General features: G+C 69.9%; 13 protein-coding genes. 7 read left to right on the forward strand and 6 right to left on the reverse strand.

The features are described from left to right. Positions 1 to 220 precede the first annotated feature (220 nt). Positions 221 to 751, reverse strand: a complete 531-nt coding sequence (locus ACYVOM_RS21930) for a cytochrome P450 (RefSeq protein ID WP_460305323.1) — start codon at positions 749 to 751, stop codon at positions 221 to 223. On the opposite strand from ACYVOM_RS21930, the gene ACYVOM_RS21935 reads away from it, so the two are divergent. Both ACYVOM_RS21935 and ACYVOM_RS21940 read left to right on the forward strand, forming a co-directional pair. Then, the gene (locus tag ACYVOM_RS21935; protein ID WP_460305324.1) at positions 741 to 1,178 is read left to right on the forward strand and encodes a C1 family peptidase; all 438 of its coding nucleotides are present in this window, start codon (positions 741 to 743) and stop codon (positions 1,176 to 1,178) included. The two genes, ACYVOM_RS21930 and ACYVOM_RS21935, sit on opposite strands and share 11 nt — an antisense overlap. A 5-nt stretch (positions 1,179 to 1,183) precedes the next feature. After that, on the forward strand, positions 1,184 to 2,020 hold the full coding sequence (locus ACYVOM_RS21940; protein ID WP_460305325.1) for a hypothetical protein: 837 nt from the start codon (positions 1,184 to 1,186) through the stop codon (positions 2,018 to 2,020). Here the strand turns inward: ACYVOM_RS21940 and ACYVOM_RS21945 are convergent, their stop codons facing one another. After that, the gene (locus ACYVOM_RS21945; protein WP_460305326.1) at positions 2,021 to 2,689 is read right to left on the reverse strand and encodes a LuxR C-terminal-related transcriptional regulator; all 669 of its coding nucleotides are present in this window, start codon (positions 2,687 to 2,689) and stop codon (positions 2,021 to 2,023) included. Between the two features lie 454 nt (positions 2,690 to 3,143). On the opposite strand from ACYVOM_RS21945, the gene ACYVOM_RS21950 reads away from it, so the two are divergent. Next, on the forward strand, positions 3,144 to 3,860 hold the full coding sequence (locus tag ACYVOM_RS21950; protein WP_460305327.1) for an AfsR/SARP family transcriptional regulator: 717 nt from the start codon (positions 3,144 to 3,146) through the stop codon (positions 3,858 to 3,860). Positions 3,861 to 4,253: 393 nt separating this feature from the next. Here ACYVOM_RS21950 and ACYVOM_RS21955 read toward each other — a convergent pair whose 3' ends face one another. From ACYVOM_RS21955 to ACYVOM_RS21965, 3 genes are all read right to left on the reverse strand, one after another. Further along, positions 4,254 to 5,582 (reverse strand): vWA domain-containing protein, encoded by a 1,329-nt coding sequence (locus ACYVOM_RS21955; protein WP_460305328.1) that lies wholly within the window; start codon positions 5,580 to 5,582, stop codon positions 4,254 to 4,256. Beyond that, complete coding sequence (locus ACYVOM_RS21960) at positions 5,579 to 6,862, reverse strand: AAA family ATPase (RefSeq protein WP_460305329.1); 1,284 nt, start codon at positions 6,860 to 6,862, stop codon at positions 5,579 to 5,581. Before ACYVOM_RS21960 ends, ACYVOM_RS21955 begins: the two co-directional genes overlap by 4 nt. Before the next feature lie 90 nt (positions 6,863 to 6,952). Beyond that, on the reverse strand, positions 6,953 to 8,368 hold the full coding sequence (locus ACYVOM_RS21965) for a hypothetical protein (RefSeq protein ID WP_460305330.1): 1,416 nt from the start codon (positions 8,366 to 8,368) through the stop codon (positions 6,953 to 6,955). A 333-nt stretch (positions 8,369 to 8,701) separates the two neighbouring features. Here ACYVOM_RS21965 and ACYVOM_RS21970 point away from each other — a divergent pair, with 333 nt between their 5' ends. Both ACYVOM_RS21970 and ACYVOM_RS21975 read left to right on the forward strand, forming a co-directional pair. Next, on the forward strand, positions 8,702 to 9,100 hold the full coding sequence (locus tag ACYVOM_RS21970; protein ID WP_460305331.1) for a hypothetical protein: 399 nt from the start codon (positions 8,702 to 8,704) through the stop codon (positions 9,098 to 9,100). Then, positions 9,097 to 12,732 carry a tetratricopeptide repeat protein gene (locus tag ACYVOM_RS21975; RefSeq protein ID WP_460305332.1) on the forward strand — a complete coding sequence of 1,212 codons (3,636 nt, stop codon included), beginning with the start codon at positions 9,097 to 9,099 and terminating at the stop codon, positions 12,730 to 12,732. The genes ACYVOM_RS21970 and ACYVOM_RS21975 overlap by 4 nt, the downstream gene beginning before the upstream one ends. Positions 12,733 to 12,800: 68 nt before the next feature. On the opposite strand, the gene ACYVOM_RS21980 is transcribed toward ACYVOM_RS21975, so the two are convergent. Then, positions 12,801 to 13,187, reverse strand: coding sequence for a hypothetical protein (locus ACYVOM_RS21980; RefSeq protein WP_460305333.1), 387 nt, complete (start codon positions 13,185 to 13,187; stop codon positions 12,801 to 12,803). A 42-nt stretch (positions 13,188 to 13,229) separates the two neighbouring features. Here ACYVOM_RS21980 and ACYVOM_RS21985 point away from each other — a divergent pair, with 42 nt between their 5' ends. Together ACYVOM_RS21985 and ACYVOM_RS21990 are read left to right on the forward strand one after the other, a co-directional pair. Further along, entirely contained in the window at positions 13,230 to 14,213 is a 984-nt protein-coding gene (locus tag ACYVOM_RS21985) for a hypothetical protein (protein WP_460305334.1), read from the forward strand. Further along, positions 14,213 to 14,746: a hypothetical protein gene (locus tag ACYVOM_RS21990; RefSeq protein WP_460305335.1), complete on the forward strand. Its 534-nt coding sequence runs from the start codon at positions 14,213 to 14,215 to the stop codon at positions 14,744 to 14,746. The genes ACYVOM_RS21985 and ACYVOM_RS21990 overlap by 1 nt, the downstream gene beginning before the upstream one ends. The last annotated feature ends 16 nt before the right edge of the window (positions 14,747 to 14,762 follow it).

Consider the following 14,762-nt stretch of genomic DNA (forward strand, 5'->3'; position numbering starts at 1 on the left):
GAACCGGAAACCGCGGCCATGCTGTGATCAGCCCACCCGAACCAGGGATGAAAAAGGCTCACGGCATGAGCGGACGTCTCTCACGTCCGGAACCTTCCGGGGCGCGCCTCAGGGGTCAATACAGCGGGTCATTCGGGTCATTCGGGTCGTGGGCGGGTATCGGGCGGGAGATGTCTTTCCGAAGAAGAGGCGGCCATACGGGGCTGTCGGGGCGAGACCCTCACTGCCTCTCAAGTCGCACCGGCATCCGCGCGAACCCGCGTACTCCGTAACCGCCGCCTCGCTCGAACGGGGCGGCGGCGGCTATGCGCAGGCCGCGTCCGAGCAGACGCGCGAAGAACGTCCTGATGCTCAGGCGGGCGAGGTGCGCGCCGAGGCAGTAGTGCGGGCCTGCCGCGAATGACAGATGAGGGTTGTCGTGGCGTGTGAAGTCGAGCCTGTCGGGGTCGGTGAAGCGCTCCGGGTCGCGGTTCGCCGCGCCGAGCACCGTGATCACCATCTGACCGGGGCGAAGGTCCGCGCCAGCAAGCCGCACCGGGCTCAGGACGGTGCGCGCGTCGAACTGCAGAGGCGGGTCGAAGCGGATCAGCTCCTCGACCGCTGTGTCCAGATCCGTGCGACCGGTTCTCAGCAGTCCGGCGATCTCGTCCTGCCCGTCCGGTTCCGCCCTGAGGAGTGCCGAGACGCTGTTCGCCAGCTGGTTCGCCGTCGTGTCGATTCCTCCACCGAGAATGATCTGAGTGGTCGCCACGAGTTCGGTCGGAGACAGCGCGGTGTCGAGCGCCAGGCGGGTCAGCAGGTCCTTGCCCGGGCGGCGGCGACTGAGCAGGGAAGTCCCGGCCGAGGACTACCTCGCCGCGTTGAAGTCCCAGCTCGCGGTCGGCGTTCCCGTCATCATTGAGGTGGCATTGCACCTGTCGGTGGGGCGGTCGTTCAAGGACGGCGTCATCCCGCGTCCCCACCCGCGCGAGCGCCTACTCGGCGATCACGTGGCGCTTCTCGTCGGCTACGACGAGAATGTGAATTGCGGCCATGAGCGCACAGGTGCCTTCCGGGTGCGCAACAGTTGGGGCTGCACGTGGGGCGAGGACGGGTACGGGTGGCTTCCGTTCGATCACGTGCGCGAGGGCTGGGCTTTCGACAGCTGGATCGCCGTGGACAGCGACTGGAGAATGTGAGGCCGATGAAGGGACGCGGGAGCCGATTGCTGAAGTGGGTAGCCGCGCTGGTGGTCCTGGTGGAGGCGGTCCTCGTCTGGGGCGGTGTGGTGGACTTCGCGAAGGCAGCGGCGGTGGTGATCGCCGTCGAGGCGGCGCTGGCGCTCGTCGCCGCCGTCGGCGCGTGGCGCATCAGAGCCGAGTATCGCACCCGCCTGCCCGGTGCCCCCGACCGGTTCACGGCGTTCGTCGGTGCGATCAAAGCGGTGCTGCCGCATCCGCTGGGAGGGCTGCTGGCCTTCGAGCTCTCCCTCCAACGAGCTGTCCTCTTGTGGACACGCCGCCGCCGCGACGTTCCAGCGGACGCGGTCGGCATCGCCTACCACGGTCAGCTCGGCACCATGCTCGGCATCCTCGCGGGTGTGACGGTCGTCGAGGCCGTCGTCGTGCACCTGGCGTTGCCCTGGGAGACATTTCGCTGGATTCTGCTGGCCTTCTCATTGATCGGGTTGTGGTGGCTCGCCGCCTTCGCCATGTCTCTCGTGGTCTACCCGACCACGGTGGGGCCCGACTTGATGCGCATCAGGTTCTCCGCGTGGGTGGACATCCTGCTGCCGCTCGGTGAGATCGAGGATGTGGCAGTAGTCAACCGCTCGCGGTCCCAGCGGCGGACCGCGATGTTCCACGGTGATGCGCTCGTCGTGGAGGTGTTCAATTGCACGAACATCAAGGTGCTGCTTGCCACGCCGGTGACGGTGAAACTGCCCAAGGAAGGATCGCGGGACATCCGCGAAATCCACCTGTGGGCAGATGATCCGCGCGAGTGCGTGCGCCTGCTGAACGGTGTGTCCGATGCGCGCTGATCAGCGCGAATCGGGACCGGGACCGCTGCCGAGCAGCGGTCCAGGATCCTGCTCGGTGTAACGGCGCCCGATGTGGGCGAACACGGCAAGCTCCACCCTACTGTGGCAACCCAGCTTCCTCATCAGGCTCTGAACGTGTCCTTTCACCGTTGCCTCCGCGATGCCCCTGACCCGCGCGATCCTTGCGTTCGTCAGGGACTTCGCGACCATGTCGAGGACCTCAATCTCAACGGGAGTCAGGCGTCTCGTCCAGGGACGTCCGGTGCTCCCCGACGAAGGCCGCGCAAGCGCTCTGCAGAGTTCGGGCACCAGATGCGGCGACACCCATCCTGAACCCGCGGCTATCGAGCGGACCGCTGCTCCGAGCACGTTGTCGGAGTCATCGCGGTCGACGACAGCGTGGGCAGCGCGAGAGGCAAGCGCCTGAATGAGGTCGGCGCCGGCGTTCCTCAGGCGTTCAGGATCAACGACGACCACACAAGGCGCCGATGATCTTCCCGTCGAGCAACGCGATAGCCGAAAGTTATCCAAGCAAAATACGCCAATCTCGGAAGATGACAAATCGCAGTCTTCATCGTGCATCTTCACTGACCACCCGTTTCCTCCGATGGCCTTAGCGATACGGGTGGCGAGCACCTTCGAACCAATAGAGATGACGACGTCAGGCACCCATTGCCTCCTGTTGCCTCAGTAAGCGGCGATAGGCCTAAGACCTAACCACGTGACACCATAACGGATGCGAGAATCCATGTTCTGCCCATCTCGACCATCTCGGAAGCCGATGAACTTCTGCGGGAACCAGGCTCGTAGGGAGATCGTTGAGCATGCCCGACCCGCCGGGGTCCGAGCGGTTAAGAGCGGCACTCGTCAACCCTACGAAAGTAGGGCACGAGGCCAAAACCTTCGTTGGATCCATTAAATGGAATTAATTGATAATGTCACCCTATGCCTTGCGAGAGGACGGGGTGGAACCGAGTTGCGACGGCATAATAATGTTGCGAACGCACCGCATGCCGATACTCTATATTTTCAGGTTCTCGGGCCGGTTGAGGTCATCGACACCAGGTTGGGAGATCGAAGCAGTTCGCCAAAATGGACTTCTGAACACCGGGTGCGCGGGGTCTTGGCGGCGCTGGCGCTTCGCCCCAATACCTTTGTGACCTCCGCTGAGCTGGCCGACCTTCTCTGGGACGAGCCGCCGAAGCATTATCGGTCCAATATCCGCACCTATGTATCGCGGCTACGCCGCCATCTTGACCGGATCGACGGGGCAGAGGCCCGGATCGCTTCCTCAAGAGGAGGACCTCGGCAACATGGAGGCGCCGCCTACGCGCTGCGACTGAGGGAGCTCGAACTCGACGCGGACATCTTCGTTCGGTTCGTCACCCGGGCTCGTGCCGAAGCCAGGCGGTCCGACGTTGCGGCGGAGGAGCATTACCTCCGCGAGGCCCTCGGCCTATGGCGCGGTGTGGCGGGTGGGCCCGACGTCAGCGGTTCCCGCCGGCTCTTGTCCCAGCTCGACGCGTTCAACACTCTGCGCATCTCCGCTCAGGAGGATCTCTTGACCGCGCGCCTTCGGCAGGGCGAGCACGGTCTCCTCGTGCCGGAACTGCGAGCACTCCTTACCGAATACCCATACCGAGAGACCCTGTGGATACAGCTGATCTATGCCCATCACCGGTCTCGTGACGTGGAGACCGCCCTGTCGGTGTACCGCGAGCTGCAGGGGCTGCTGGACACCGAGTTGGGCGTCGAACCCGGGGAGCAGGTTCGACGCATGCATCATGCCGTGCTGGCCCGAGACGACAATGCGGCCACCCGAACGCTGCTTACCCGATAACCGTTACCGTTGTGCATAACGGTAGGAATGGGTGAGGGTGGCGCGCTGGCAGGGGTTGAGCTGGCACCGGTGCCCGTCTCACGAGATCCTCCACCCCATCACCCCTTCGCGGTTGCGGTTCCGGTTGCATTCGCAAGCGTTCAGAGGCGTTCAGGAGGGTCCACCGAGACAATGATCCCCAGGTCACCAGGGGTTCCGGCCGTCCATGAACACCAACGTGCAGACTTGGAAAGCGTGTTGGGTGCAAGCCCTCACGAGTTCGAATCTCGTATCCTCCGCCAAGTGCCTCGCCGGGCACTGAAACGAAGGCCCCGCGCGGGAAACCGCAGCTGGGGCCTTTGTTTGTTTCCGGCTGACAGCCCCGGCCCCTTGAAGGGGCCGGGGCTTCGTCGTCTAGGCGATGGTGACGACGCGGGCCCAAGGCGGCGGCCTGTCCGGGGTGTAGTCGGGGTCGTCCTCGTCCGTCGGGTCTGCCGGGCGCGGGAAGAGGCCCACCACGGTGCGGCAGGGGGGCTCCTCGGAGGGCCAGGGGGTCTGGCCGTCCGTCAGGGCGACGATCACGTCAGGGCGGGGCCGGGAGCGGAGCGCCCGGGTGAAACCCGAGCGCAGATCCGTGCCTCCGCCGCCGATCAGTTCGAGGTTCTCGGCTCGGCAGAGCGGGACGGCGATCCCGGCCGCCGCGTCGCAGGAGATCACCGACACCAGGTCGCGCCGGCCGCCCACCGCCCGCGAGATCGCCGCCACCTCCAGCAGGGCGCTGCCCAGTTCGGCGTCGCTCACTGAGCCGGAGGTGTCGATCACCACGCAGACCTGGGGTGACCTACGGCGCAGGCTCGGCAGGACCGCACCGGGGACGGCGGCTGCGCGCCGGGACGGACGCCGATAACTGTGGTCTTCTCCTGCCCCCGGGGCTCCCGCCGCCGAGCGGACCGCCGCCCCCAGCAGCTGCCGCCACGGCTGAGCCGGATGGAACGCCTCGTCCGCCCAGCGGCGCCAGCCTTCCGGCGCGTCGCCGGGCCGACCCTTGATCCCCTCGGCGACCCTGAAGCGCACCGCGTCCCGCTGCTGTCTGCTCAGACCGTGCGCCCCGTCGGGCCCCAGCTCCCACGGACGGTCCTGACCGTCGGCACCACTGCCGCAGTCCAGCCAGGCCAGGTCCGGGGTGAGCCCGGACAGAGAAGCCGTTCGCAGGTACTCCTCCATGAGCAACCCGCCGGGCAGCCGCAGCATCGACGGCAGGACCGCCCCCGCGGGCAGGGGAAGACCGTCACCGTAGATGTCGTCGTTGATCTCGAAGTCGGCGGCGATGTTCCGCCTCAGCCGCTCGCCCGGTCCGTACTCCCCCTGCTCTTTCGCGTACCGCTCCCCCCGCCCGTGATGGTCTCGCAGCAGATGGGACACCTCGTGCACCCAGACGCCCGCCAACTCCTCCACCGGGGTGCGCGCGACGAAGCCGGGGGAGACATAGCAGCGCCAGTGCGCGTCCACCGCCATCGTCGGCACCGAACGGTCCTCCACGACGTGCAGCGCGAAGAGCGCGCTCGCCAGGTAGGGACGGACCTTCACCGCGTGCAGTCGAGCGGCCAGCAACTTCTCCAGGTCCAGGGGGAGGCCGGGCGGCCCGTACGGCTCGCCGGGGCCGGTCGGGCGTCCCGGAACGGCGGCCCGCGCCCGGCGCGGCGGTGCAGGCCGGGCCGTCGGAGGCTTCGAGGTCTCCGTCATCGGCCCGCCCCCGCCGCACGCCCGACGTCGGCCGACCCCGTGGCCCGCCGGACCGACTGGTCCGCCCGCCGGGCGAGGCCGATCATTCCGGCCAGCCGTTCCACCGACTCCGGCACCTCCCAGTCGTCCCGCCGCAGCGAGGCCAGGACCGTCGCCGGGGCGACCAGCAGGTCCGCGGCGCCGGTCTCCAGCGCCCGAACCAGTACCGCCCAGCCCGCCTCCCAGCGCTCCCGCTGCGGCCGTGCGCCCACGGCGGCCACCACCGCCTCCAACGTCGCCTGGCGTAGATCTCCCCGGATCGGCAGCTCGGCGGATGCCGGATCGGCCAGCAGCGACTCAGGGTCCGGCAGCTCCATCCGGTCCAGATGGGCGAGGAGTTCGAGCCCCGGCCCGTCCCCCACCGCACCCCGTACCAGCAGCGCCAGCACCTCCCGCGAGACGGACGCCGCCGTGCCGAAGGCCAGCAGCGTCAGCGCGGCCTCCCAGCTCCGGGGTGAGGGCCAGGCGCCGCCGCGTCGTGTCTCGGTGCTCGGCAGCCGGTGGATGAGCGTCGGCCGCGCCTGCAGGAATCCGCAGACCGCGCGCCGGGCGTACGCCACAGCCTCCGGCAGCTTCTCCGGCACCAGTCGGGGCAACTGCGCCCGGGGCCAGACCCCGCCCAGCCCGCGCACCACGGTGTCCCGGTCGTGGACCCGGTACAGGTGCACGAACCGGTTGGCCAGCGGCGGGCTCAGCTCCCACCCGTCCGCCGCCGAGGCGCGCGGATTGGCGGCGGCGACGATCCGCACCGCGGGCGGCAGTCGCAGCACACCGACCCTCCGCTCCAGGACGACCCTGAGCAGCGCGGCCTGAACCGCAGGAGTGGCGGTGGAGAGTTCGTCCAGGAAGAGCAGTCCCCGTCCGGCGCGTACCAGGTCCACTGCCCACTGCGGCGGTGCCATGGGCACTCCTTGCGTCGCCGGGTCATCGCCGACGATGGGCAGCCCGGAGAAGTCCGTCGGCTCGTGGACGCTGGCGATCACCGTCGTCAGCGGCAGGTCGAGCGAGGCGGCGAGCTGCGTCAGCGCCGCGGTCTTGCCGATGCCCGGTTCGCCCCACAGCAGCACGGGCAGGTCTGCCGCCACAGCCAGGGTGAGCGCTTCGAGCTGCTCGTCGGGGCGCGTCTCGGTGGTGGTGGTTCGCAGCAGGGTCAGGAGGTCGTCGGCGACGCCGAGTCGCGGGTCGGTTCCGGAGGCGTCGGCGGTCAGGACCGGGGTGGGCTGGAGGGCACGGGAGATCATGGGCATCACCTTGGGGGTAGCGGAAGGGACGGCATGGCCGGCACCGGAGGGGCCATGCTCGTGCGGAATGGGTGGTGCGAGGCGGGACGGTTAACTTGCCCGTGCCGGGCCGGTACGGAGTCGCACCCGGCTGCGCCGTTCGGGGCGCGTCGCGGCGGGATGGACGGGGCGCAGCCCGGAGCGGAAGAGTCCGTGGTCGAGACGGCGGGCCGCAGCCGACTCCAGGGCCTCCCGTAGCGGCCCGTCGCGCAGGACCGCACCGGGACCGAGCATGCTCTCGACCACGGCCAGCGCCCCGGAGACATCGCCGTGGGCGAGCCGCTCCCGGACGGCGGGCAGCGCCTGCGGGTCGCGGTGCACCGCGTCGATCGCCCGAAGGCACGGCAGCGCGGGGCCGCCGAGCGCCACCAGCAGCTCTTCCCGGCGCAGCTCTGCCGCGTCGTGGTCGATCGCCGTCAGCACCCCGTCACGCAGCGCGATCCGGTGGACGTCGCCCCGGCACTCCACTCTGTGGGGGTCGCCGGGCAGCGGCTCAGGGCCAGGCGTGGATTCCGCTCCGGCCGCCGACAACGCCTCGGCCACGAGCGGATGCAGGCGATCGGCGGCGACCAGCCCGGCACGCAGCAACGCCAGATCCGGAAGAACCCGGACCGCCGCTTCCGGCAGCACCGGCAGCGCCGCGACCACCTGAGGCGGCAGCACCTCTCGAAGCGGTCGGAATGTCGGGACATGGCTGTCATCGGGGGCGACGAGTTCGAGCACCCTGCGGTCACGTGCGCCGAGCCGGACGGTGAAAGCCCCGCGAGTGCGGCCCTCCGCCCCCAGCAGCAGCTCGGCCTCGGCGGCCCACTGCGCCGACGCCCACGAGTGATCATCGACGTTGGAGGAATCGGGCTGCATCGAACCGTTCAGCCAAGCGGGCGGGTGCGGCCGGTCGGGAGGCGCCGGGACCGGCGCGGCGTCCGCACCGCAGCGCCGCCCCAGTTCACCGCACCGGCTGGAGTCCCAGAGATGCCGGTGCAGGTCGAGCCGAAAGCGCCGGGCGGGACGTGGGTGCGGATGGCGCCTCGGGACGTCGCCGCTCCCGCGCTCCTCCCAGAGCGCCAGGGACATCCGTTGGCCTGCGTCCGCCCAGGCCGGCGGTGTCCGCACCACGAGCTGCACCGGCATGGTGCCGGAACCGCCGTAACGGCTGAGGGAGATGGTCAGGCCTGGCCTGATCCGCCCGTCGGGAGCGATGCGGGGCATGTGCCAGCGGAGCAGATCCGGTGCCAGCCGACGCAGATCCGCTCTGAGGCGGGTGACGAACTCGGTGCCGTGGCGGTCGCGCACGGCGCGCAGATCGAGATCGATGTCGATCCGGGCGGCGGCGCAGGCCCCCGCCCAGTCACCGACCGCACGCCGTGCGGTCGCGGTTTCGATCATGGACAGTGGTACGGCGTACTCACGCACGCGCTGCCACATCAACACAGGGGCGGGAATCGTGTTCGCGAAGCGGGGTGCCATCAGCACTCACCTTGCGCGAACGATTCCCCCGATCCATACGAGGAGTTGTTCTTCATCCCGAACATCATAAGCACCTGAACGCGGATCTGTCAGTCCCGCCTTTTCGGGGACCAACTCAGCGACCGGAGGCTGGTGCCTCGGCCTCGAAGCTCCTGATGCCCCGGTGGATGCCGTCCGTGTGAACGGCATTCGGGATAAATGTCTGCTTCGGTGGGTCGATCGGGGCTGCCGCAAAGCGAGGAACTGTGGCGGGATGCCATGAAATGCCATGGGAACGACAGGCGTGTCGGTAGCGTCCAAGAGAGTGGTGGATTCACGACCTGAGGAGAGCCCATGGTGGCCGATCTCGTGACGGGGCTTGAGCCTTTCGTGGTGTCAGCGGTGGCCGCCTACGGTGGCGCCGTGCTCGCGCGCGGCCAGGAGATGGCGGCCGACGCGACGATCGGCGTGGGACGGCGCGCGCTGCAGCGCATCTTCGGCGAGCGCGAGGATTCCGAGCTTCCCGAGGCGCTCGCCGACCTCGCCGAGGACCCTGCGGACGAGGAGCGCCGCGCGGCGCTGCGGCTGCGGATCCGCAAGATCCTGGCCGCGGACGCCGACCTCGCGCAGGAGATCCAGGCGATGCTGCCGGTCCGGTCCGGCGAGCACGACGCGGCCGGCACCAGGTCGGTCGTCGCGCAGACGATCTCCGGCGTCGTCGTCACCGGCGACGGCAACCAGATCACGCGGTGACCTCTGCGGCGGCTTCGGGCGACAGGTCGATCGCGGTCGGCAGTCTCACCGGGACTGCCATCAGCGGCGACTACAACCGCGTCTACCGGTTCGACGCGGCGCTGCCCGACGTGCGGGACTTCGCCCCGGCCCAGGTGTGGAACGTCCGGCTGCGGCCGTCCAAGGTCTTCGTGGGACGCGAGGAGGCGCTGCGGGAGCTCTCCGACGTCATGTCGCTCGGCGCGGGCCTGGTCGGGCAGACGGTCGCCGGGCTGGGCGGGGTCGGCAAGACCGAGCTCGCGCTGCACTATGCCTCCCGCAACCGCGACCGGTACCGGTCGATCTGGTGGATCACCGCCGACAGCGGCGAGAACATCACCCAGGGCCTCATCGGGATCGCCGCGAGCCTGAACCCGACCCTGCGCTCGGTCGATCCCGACGCCGCCCGGCAGTGGGCGCTCAACTGGCTGATGGTTCACCGGGACTGGCTGCTGATCCTGGACAACGTCGAGGATCCGGACGCCGTGGCGGAGTTCCTCGGCGACGGCCACGGCGGCCGCGTCCTGGTCACCACGCGACGGGACGTCGACTGGATCCGGCGTGGGCTGCGCCCTGTCCGGCTGGAGACCCTCGGCCTGGACGACGCGGTCGACCTGCTCTGCGAGCGCACCGGGCGGAACGGGCGGCGCGACCGCGAAGCCGCCCGCCTCATCGCCCAGGCCCTCGGTCGCCTCCCGCTCGCGCTGGAGCAGGCGGCGGCCTACATCTCCTGCGCCGACGAGACCCTGGCCGACTACGCGGCGCGGCTGCACGGACGTTTCGGCGACCTGCTCGCCGAGGTCGCCCCCGACATCGCGCAGGAACGAGCCATCACCCGCGTCTGGGACATCACGCTGGACGCCTTGAGCGCCAGGGACAAGCGCGCGGTGGCGCTCCTGCACGTCCTTGCCTGGCTCGGCCCCGACCACCTGCCGCGCGACCTCGTCCTCGCCCATCTGAACGGCGACGAGATCTCGGCGAACCGGCTGCTGTCCCTGCTCAGGTCGTACAGCATGGTCACGGTCACCAAGACGACGGTCAACGTGCACCGGCTGGTGCAGGCGGTACTGCGGATCGGCGAGAGCGGCGAGCCGCTCACGGACACGGGCCTGACCTCCGCGGCCGCCTCGGCGATCCGCCTGCTGGAGGCCGCCCTGCCGGACGATCCGGTCGGCGACATGGCGGGCTGGGCGCGGTGGTGGGACCTGCTCCCCCATGTGGACGCGCTCGCCGACCACGTCGGCGACGGCAGCTCCGACTGGCCGTTCTGCCACCTGATGAACCAGGCCGGGCTCTTCGCGTCCGCGCAGGGCCTCTACCCGGTCTCCGCGAAGTTCTGCGAACTCGCGTTGTCCATCGGCAGGAAGGTGCTGGTCTCCGGGGACCCCGTGCTGTCCACCCTCCAGGGCAATCTGGGCGTCTCCTACCACGCGCTCGGCCGTCACCAGGAGGCCGAGGAACTGGAGCGGGACTCACTGGCACTGCTGGAGCGGGTGAGCGCGGCCGACGACGTGGCCCTGGTGATCCCGCTGACCAACCTCGCGAGCACGCTCAGTTCGCTCGGCCGCAACGACCAGGCCGTCGACCTCCAGACCCGCGCGCTGGCGATCGCCGAGAGCGACTCCGCGTGCCCCGACGAGTTGCGGGCCTGGGTGCTGGGGGGCCTGGCGACGCTCTACCGCGTGCTCGGGCAGGCCGCCGAAGCCGTCGGGCACCAGGAGCGGGCCCTGGCGCTGGTGCGGGCGGCGCGGGGCGGGGAGCACATCAGTGTGGCCTCCCACGCCACGGACCTCGCGACCACCTACCGCGATCTCTACCGGCTGGACGAGGCGCTCGCGCTGGCCGAGGAGGCGCTGGCCATCGCGGAGCGCAATCTGCGCCCCGACAACCCGGACCTCGCCGGCTACGTGGGCGGGGTCGCGCTGTGCCACGCGGCCCTGGACGACCACGCCCGGGCGCTGGAGCTCGAACTGCGCGCCATGGCCATCGCCGAGGAGGCGCTGGAGCCCGACCACCCGACCCTCGGGGCCAGGGCGCAGCACGTCGCGACCGCCTACCGCCGGCTCGGCATGCTCGACGAGGCGCTCTCGGCCGCGCAGCGCGCGCTGCGGATCACCGAGGCCTCCGACGGGCCCGACCACGAGAACGTCTCCTACCGCCTGAACGCCTTGGCCGCGATCCTCCGCAACAGGGGCGAGTACGAACTCGCCCTGCGCGCCGGACGCCGGGCGCAGTCGATCATCGAGCGGGTCTACGAGTTCCCGCATCCGGACGTCGCGGACATGCTGGTAGGGATCGCGCAGACGCTGAGCGCGCTCGGCCGATACCCCGAGGCGGCACCGCGCTTCCGCCGGGCGTACGAGATCGCGCGGCAGCTGTACGGTCCCCACCATCCCGAAGTCGCGGGCTACGCCACCCAGCTCGCCGACGCCTACGAGAAGCTCGACCTTCCCCGGCTGGACGACGCGCTCGCGTTCCGCACCGCCGCGTTGCAGGCCGCCGAGGCGACACACGGCGCCGACTCCCTCGACGTCGTCCTCCTCCTCACCGACCTGGCCGAGACGCACGCCCTGCGTTCCGAGGAGGACGAGGCGGCCGCCGCCGCGGAGCGCGCGGAGCGGATCGTGGAGGCCGCGGATCCCGGGCACCCCGACCTCCTGCTCTGCCTGGGCAGGCTCGCCCGCTGCCACACGGACGCGGGACGCCACGAGAAGGCGCTACCGCTGCGGCGGCGGGCCCTCGGCCTGGCCGAGGACAGGTACGGCCGGGACGATCCGCGCACAGCCGACGAACTCGGCGCTCTCGGCACCCTCTTCTACCGGTTGGGCAGATACGCGGCGGCGGCACCGCTGGAAGAGCGGGCGCTCGCGCTGACCCAGGCGCAGGGCGACGGCCATCCGGACCTGCCGCTGCGCCTGTCGAACCTCGCCGCCACCTATCTGGAACTGGACAGGCGCCTCGAAGCGGCGCCGCTCCTCGCCCACGAGCTCGCACTGCGCGAGGCCACCGAGGACGGAGCCGATCTCCTGCCCCTGCTGGACAAGATCATCGACGTCCACTACGACACCGCGGACCATGGGCTCGAGGCCGAGTACCGGCAGCGTTCCTACCGCATCGCCAGGAACCTGCACGGAACCGACGACCATCCCGACATCGTCTGGCGGCTCAGAGGCCTCGGGCACTGCCACTTCGTGATGTCCCGGTTCACGGAGTCCGCCGCTTTCGAGCGGCGGGCCCTCGCCTCGGCCGAGCGCGTCTACGGCATGGAGGACCCCCTTCTGGTGCCGTTCCTGCGGAACCTCGCCGCGAGCCTGCACCAGTTGGACGATTTCGCCGGCGCGCTGCTCCTGCTCCTGCGCGCGGTGCTCCTCCTTCAGGGCACCGGGACCGGCGATCCCGCCGAGGACGACGAGGAGACCGCCGACGTCCTGCGCCACCTCGCGGACGTGCTGCCCGGGATGCCGGATCTACTGGCGGGCCCGGAAGCCGAGCGCGCGAGAAGCCTCGCGGAGACGGCCTGGCAGGCCGCCGAACGGCTCCTGCCCGACGACGCGCTGACGGGGGCGATGCGCGACGCGCTCGACGACCCGGACACAATTTTCCGGATCGACTAATACATAGCGGAAATTTCTCGCTAGAGTAGACACCGGCGCCATTTTGCGCACCCCCGGAGGATCGTGTGTCATCTGACCAGTCCGCCTTCCCGCACATTTATGCGCTGGGAGCATTCGGCCCGAAAGCCGCGCATGAACTGACAGAGCTGCGGACGGAACTGCTCGCCATCGGCGCCCGCAGTGACGCCGATCGCCTCGCCGCCCTCGATACCGCAGCCGCCGAGCAGCGGGACCTCCCCCTTCTCCAGCAGCTCGTCAACACGGGAATTCAGCTGAGCGAGGCCGAAGACGTCCTCCAGGTCCCGGTCCGCCGCTTGGTCGGGCTGCGCAATGCGGTGGCGATCCTTCCGCTGATTCTCACCTGGTTCATGCTGGCCTGGGGAAGCTGGGCTTACCAGGCGCAGATCCACCGCAGTCCTGAACTCATCATCGAACCGTTCCTTGTCCTCTGGCAACGACGATTCGATACGTTCATCCCGACTTTCGCCGAAACAGCGGTGGGATCCTTCCTGCTCCTGTCGACCGTCCTCGTGCTCACGTTGGTCGGCCACCGCAGGGAGAGCGCGGCGAACCGCGAGCTGGCCCACCTGCACAGCCTCGCCGACAACGCGGTCAGCACGCTCAGCCTCGCGATCGAGAACAGCGACATCACGCCGCCGGACAACGCCAAGGAGTGGGCGGAGGCCGCCCAGCGCGTCCTCAGCGAGACCCAGACCCTCATCAAGACGGCGGTCTCCGATACCCAGAAGCTCGCCGAGACCAACGCGCGGATCGCCAAGGACGCCACCGAGACCCTCGAACGGCTCCAGCAGCACGCCGAGAGCCTTCTCGTCGAGATCGCCCGGGAAGCGGGCGAGGTGATCAAAGCGCTCGAACTCCAGGCCGAGCAGACCACCACCCGTGTGGGCTCCGAAGCCGTCGCGCTGCTCACGCAGACCGCCGACGCCCACCGCCAGGTCGTCGAGCAGCAGATGGTCCCGCTCTTCGACGGGTTCAAGACCTCCCTCGCCGAGTACCGCAAGGACCAGGCCGTCTACAGCGCGAGCGCGGCCTCCCTCTCGGGCGGCGTCAAGGATCTGACGACGGCGGCTTCCGGCCTGGCCTCCGGCGTCGAGTCCTACAGCGGGATCGGTTCCGACATCGACGCGAAGCTGGGGCTGATCGAGGCAGCGCAGACGAAGCTGTCCGCCGAGGTCGCCGTGCACGCCAAGGCCCTCTCCGGGACCTCGTCGAGCGTGCTCGAAGTGGTCAAGCTGGTGAGCGGGCCGATGCGCACCGACCTGGAGGGGCTCAGCCGCAGCGCCACCGACACCGCCGCCTCCCTTGAGGCGGCACTGCGCCAGCTCGGCCCGACCACCGCGGCACTCCAGGGCGTCTCCGCCGATGTGGGCGCGGCGGCCCGGGAGCTGCGGCTCGCCACGGCCGAACTCGCCCGGGTGACCGGCGGTTCGTGGCTGCGCCGGATGTTCGGCGGGCGCTGATGCCGCGTCGGCGCAGCCCCGCGCGCAAGGATCCCGGCAACGTCGTCTTCGGCACCATCGGCTGGCTGTTCGCCGACCTCATGGTCGCGCTCGCCATGGCGTTCCTCGTCGCGACGACCGTGGGCATGCCCGCGCCCGACCCTGAGCCGACCGCCGAGCCGACGCCCACCGAGACGCCGAGCCGGGTCCTCGGCCTGGAGAATCAGCCGGTCGAGATCCACGTGACCGTCAACTACCAGGGCCTGCTGAACGGCGGCGGACCGGCCCGTCACGCGCTGTTCCGCCAGGTCAGGGACGACAAGCGGCTGCAAGGACGCGAGGCCGGGCTCGTGCTCGCCTTCGGCGGCGCGGGCGGCAGCGAGGCCGGGATCCCCCGCGCCATGCGGATCGCGGCGAGCGCGAACGACGCGCTCAAGGACCTCGGCGTGGAACAGTCGTTCGTCTTCTCCACGACCACCGCGTTCACGCCGTACATCGGCTACGGTTCGGACCCCTCGGTGCTGGAGCTGGACATCTATCTGTTCAAGCAGTAGGAGACGACGGCACCGG

The sequence above is a fragment of the Actinocorallia aurea genome (assembly GCF_054783995.1).

What these genes read in the sequence shown, in the direction of transcription:
- ACYVOM_RS21940 (WP_460305325.1), top strand. Translation starts at nt 1,184, where the DNA reads ATGAAGGGACGCGGGAGCCGATTGCTGAAGTGGGTAGCCGCGCTGGTG.
- ACYVOM_RS21955 (WP_460305328.1), bottom strand. Translation starts at nt 5,582, where the DNA reads ATGACGGAGACCTCGAAGCCTCCGACGGCCCGGCCTGCACCGCCGCGC.
- ACYVOM_RS21960 (WP_460305329.1), bottom strand. Translation starts at nt 6,862, where the DNA reads ATGATCTCCCGTGCCCTCCAGCCCACCCCGGTCCTGACCGCCGACGCC.
- ACYVOM_RS21965 (WP_460305330.1), bottom strand. Translation starts at nt 8,368, where the DNA reads ATGGCACCCCGCTTCGCGAACACGATTCCCGCCCCTGTGTTGATGTGG.
- ACYVOM_RS21970 (WP_460305331.1), top strand. Translation starts at nt 8,702, where the DNA reads ATGGTGGCCGATCTCGTGACGGGGCTTGAGCCTTTCGTGGTGTCAGCG.
- ACYVOM_RS21990 (WP_460305335.1), top strand. Translation starts at nt 14,213, where the DNA reads ATGCCGCGTCGGCGCAGCCCCGCGCGCAAGGATCCCGGCAACGTCGTC.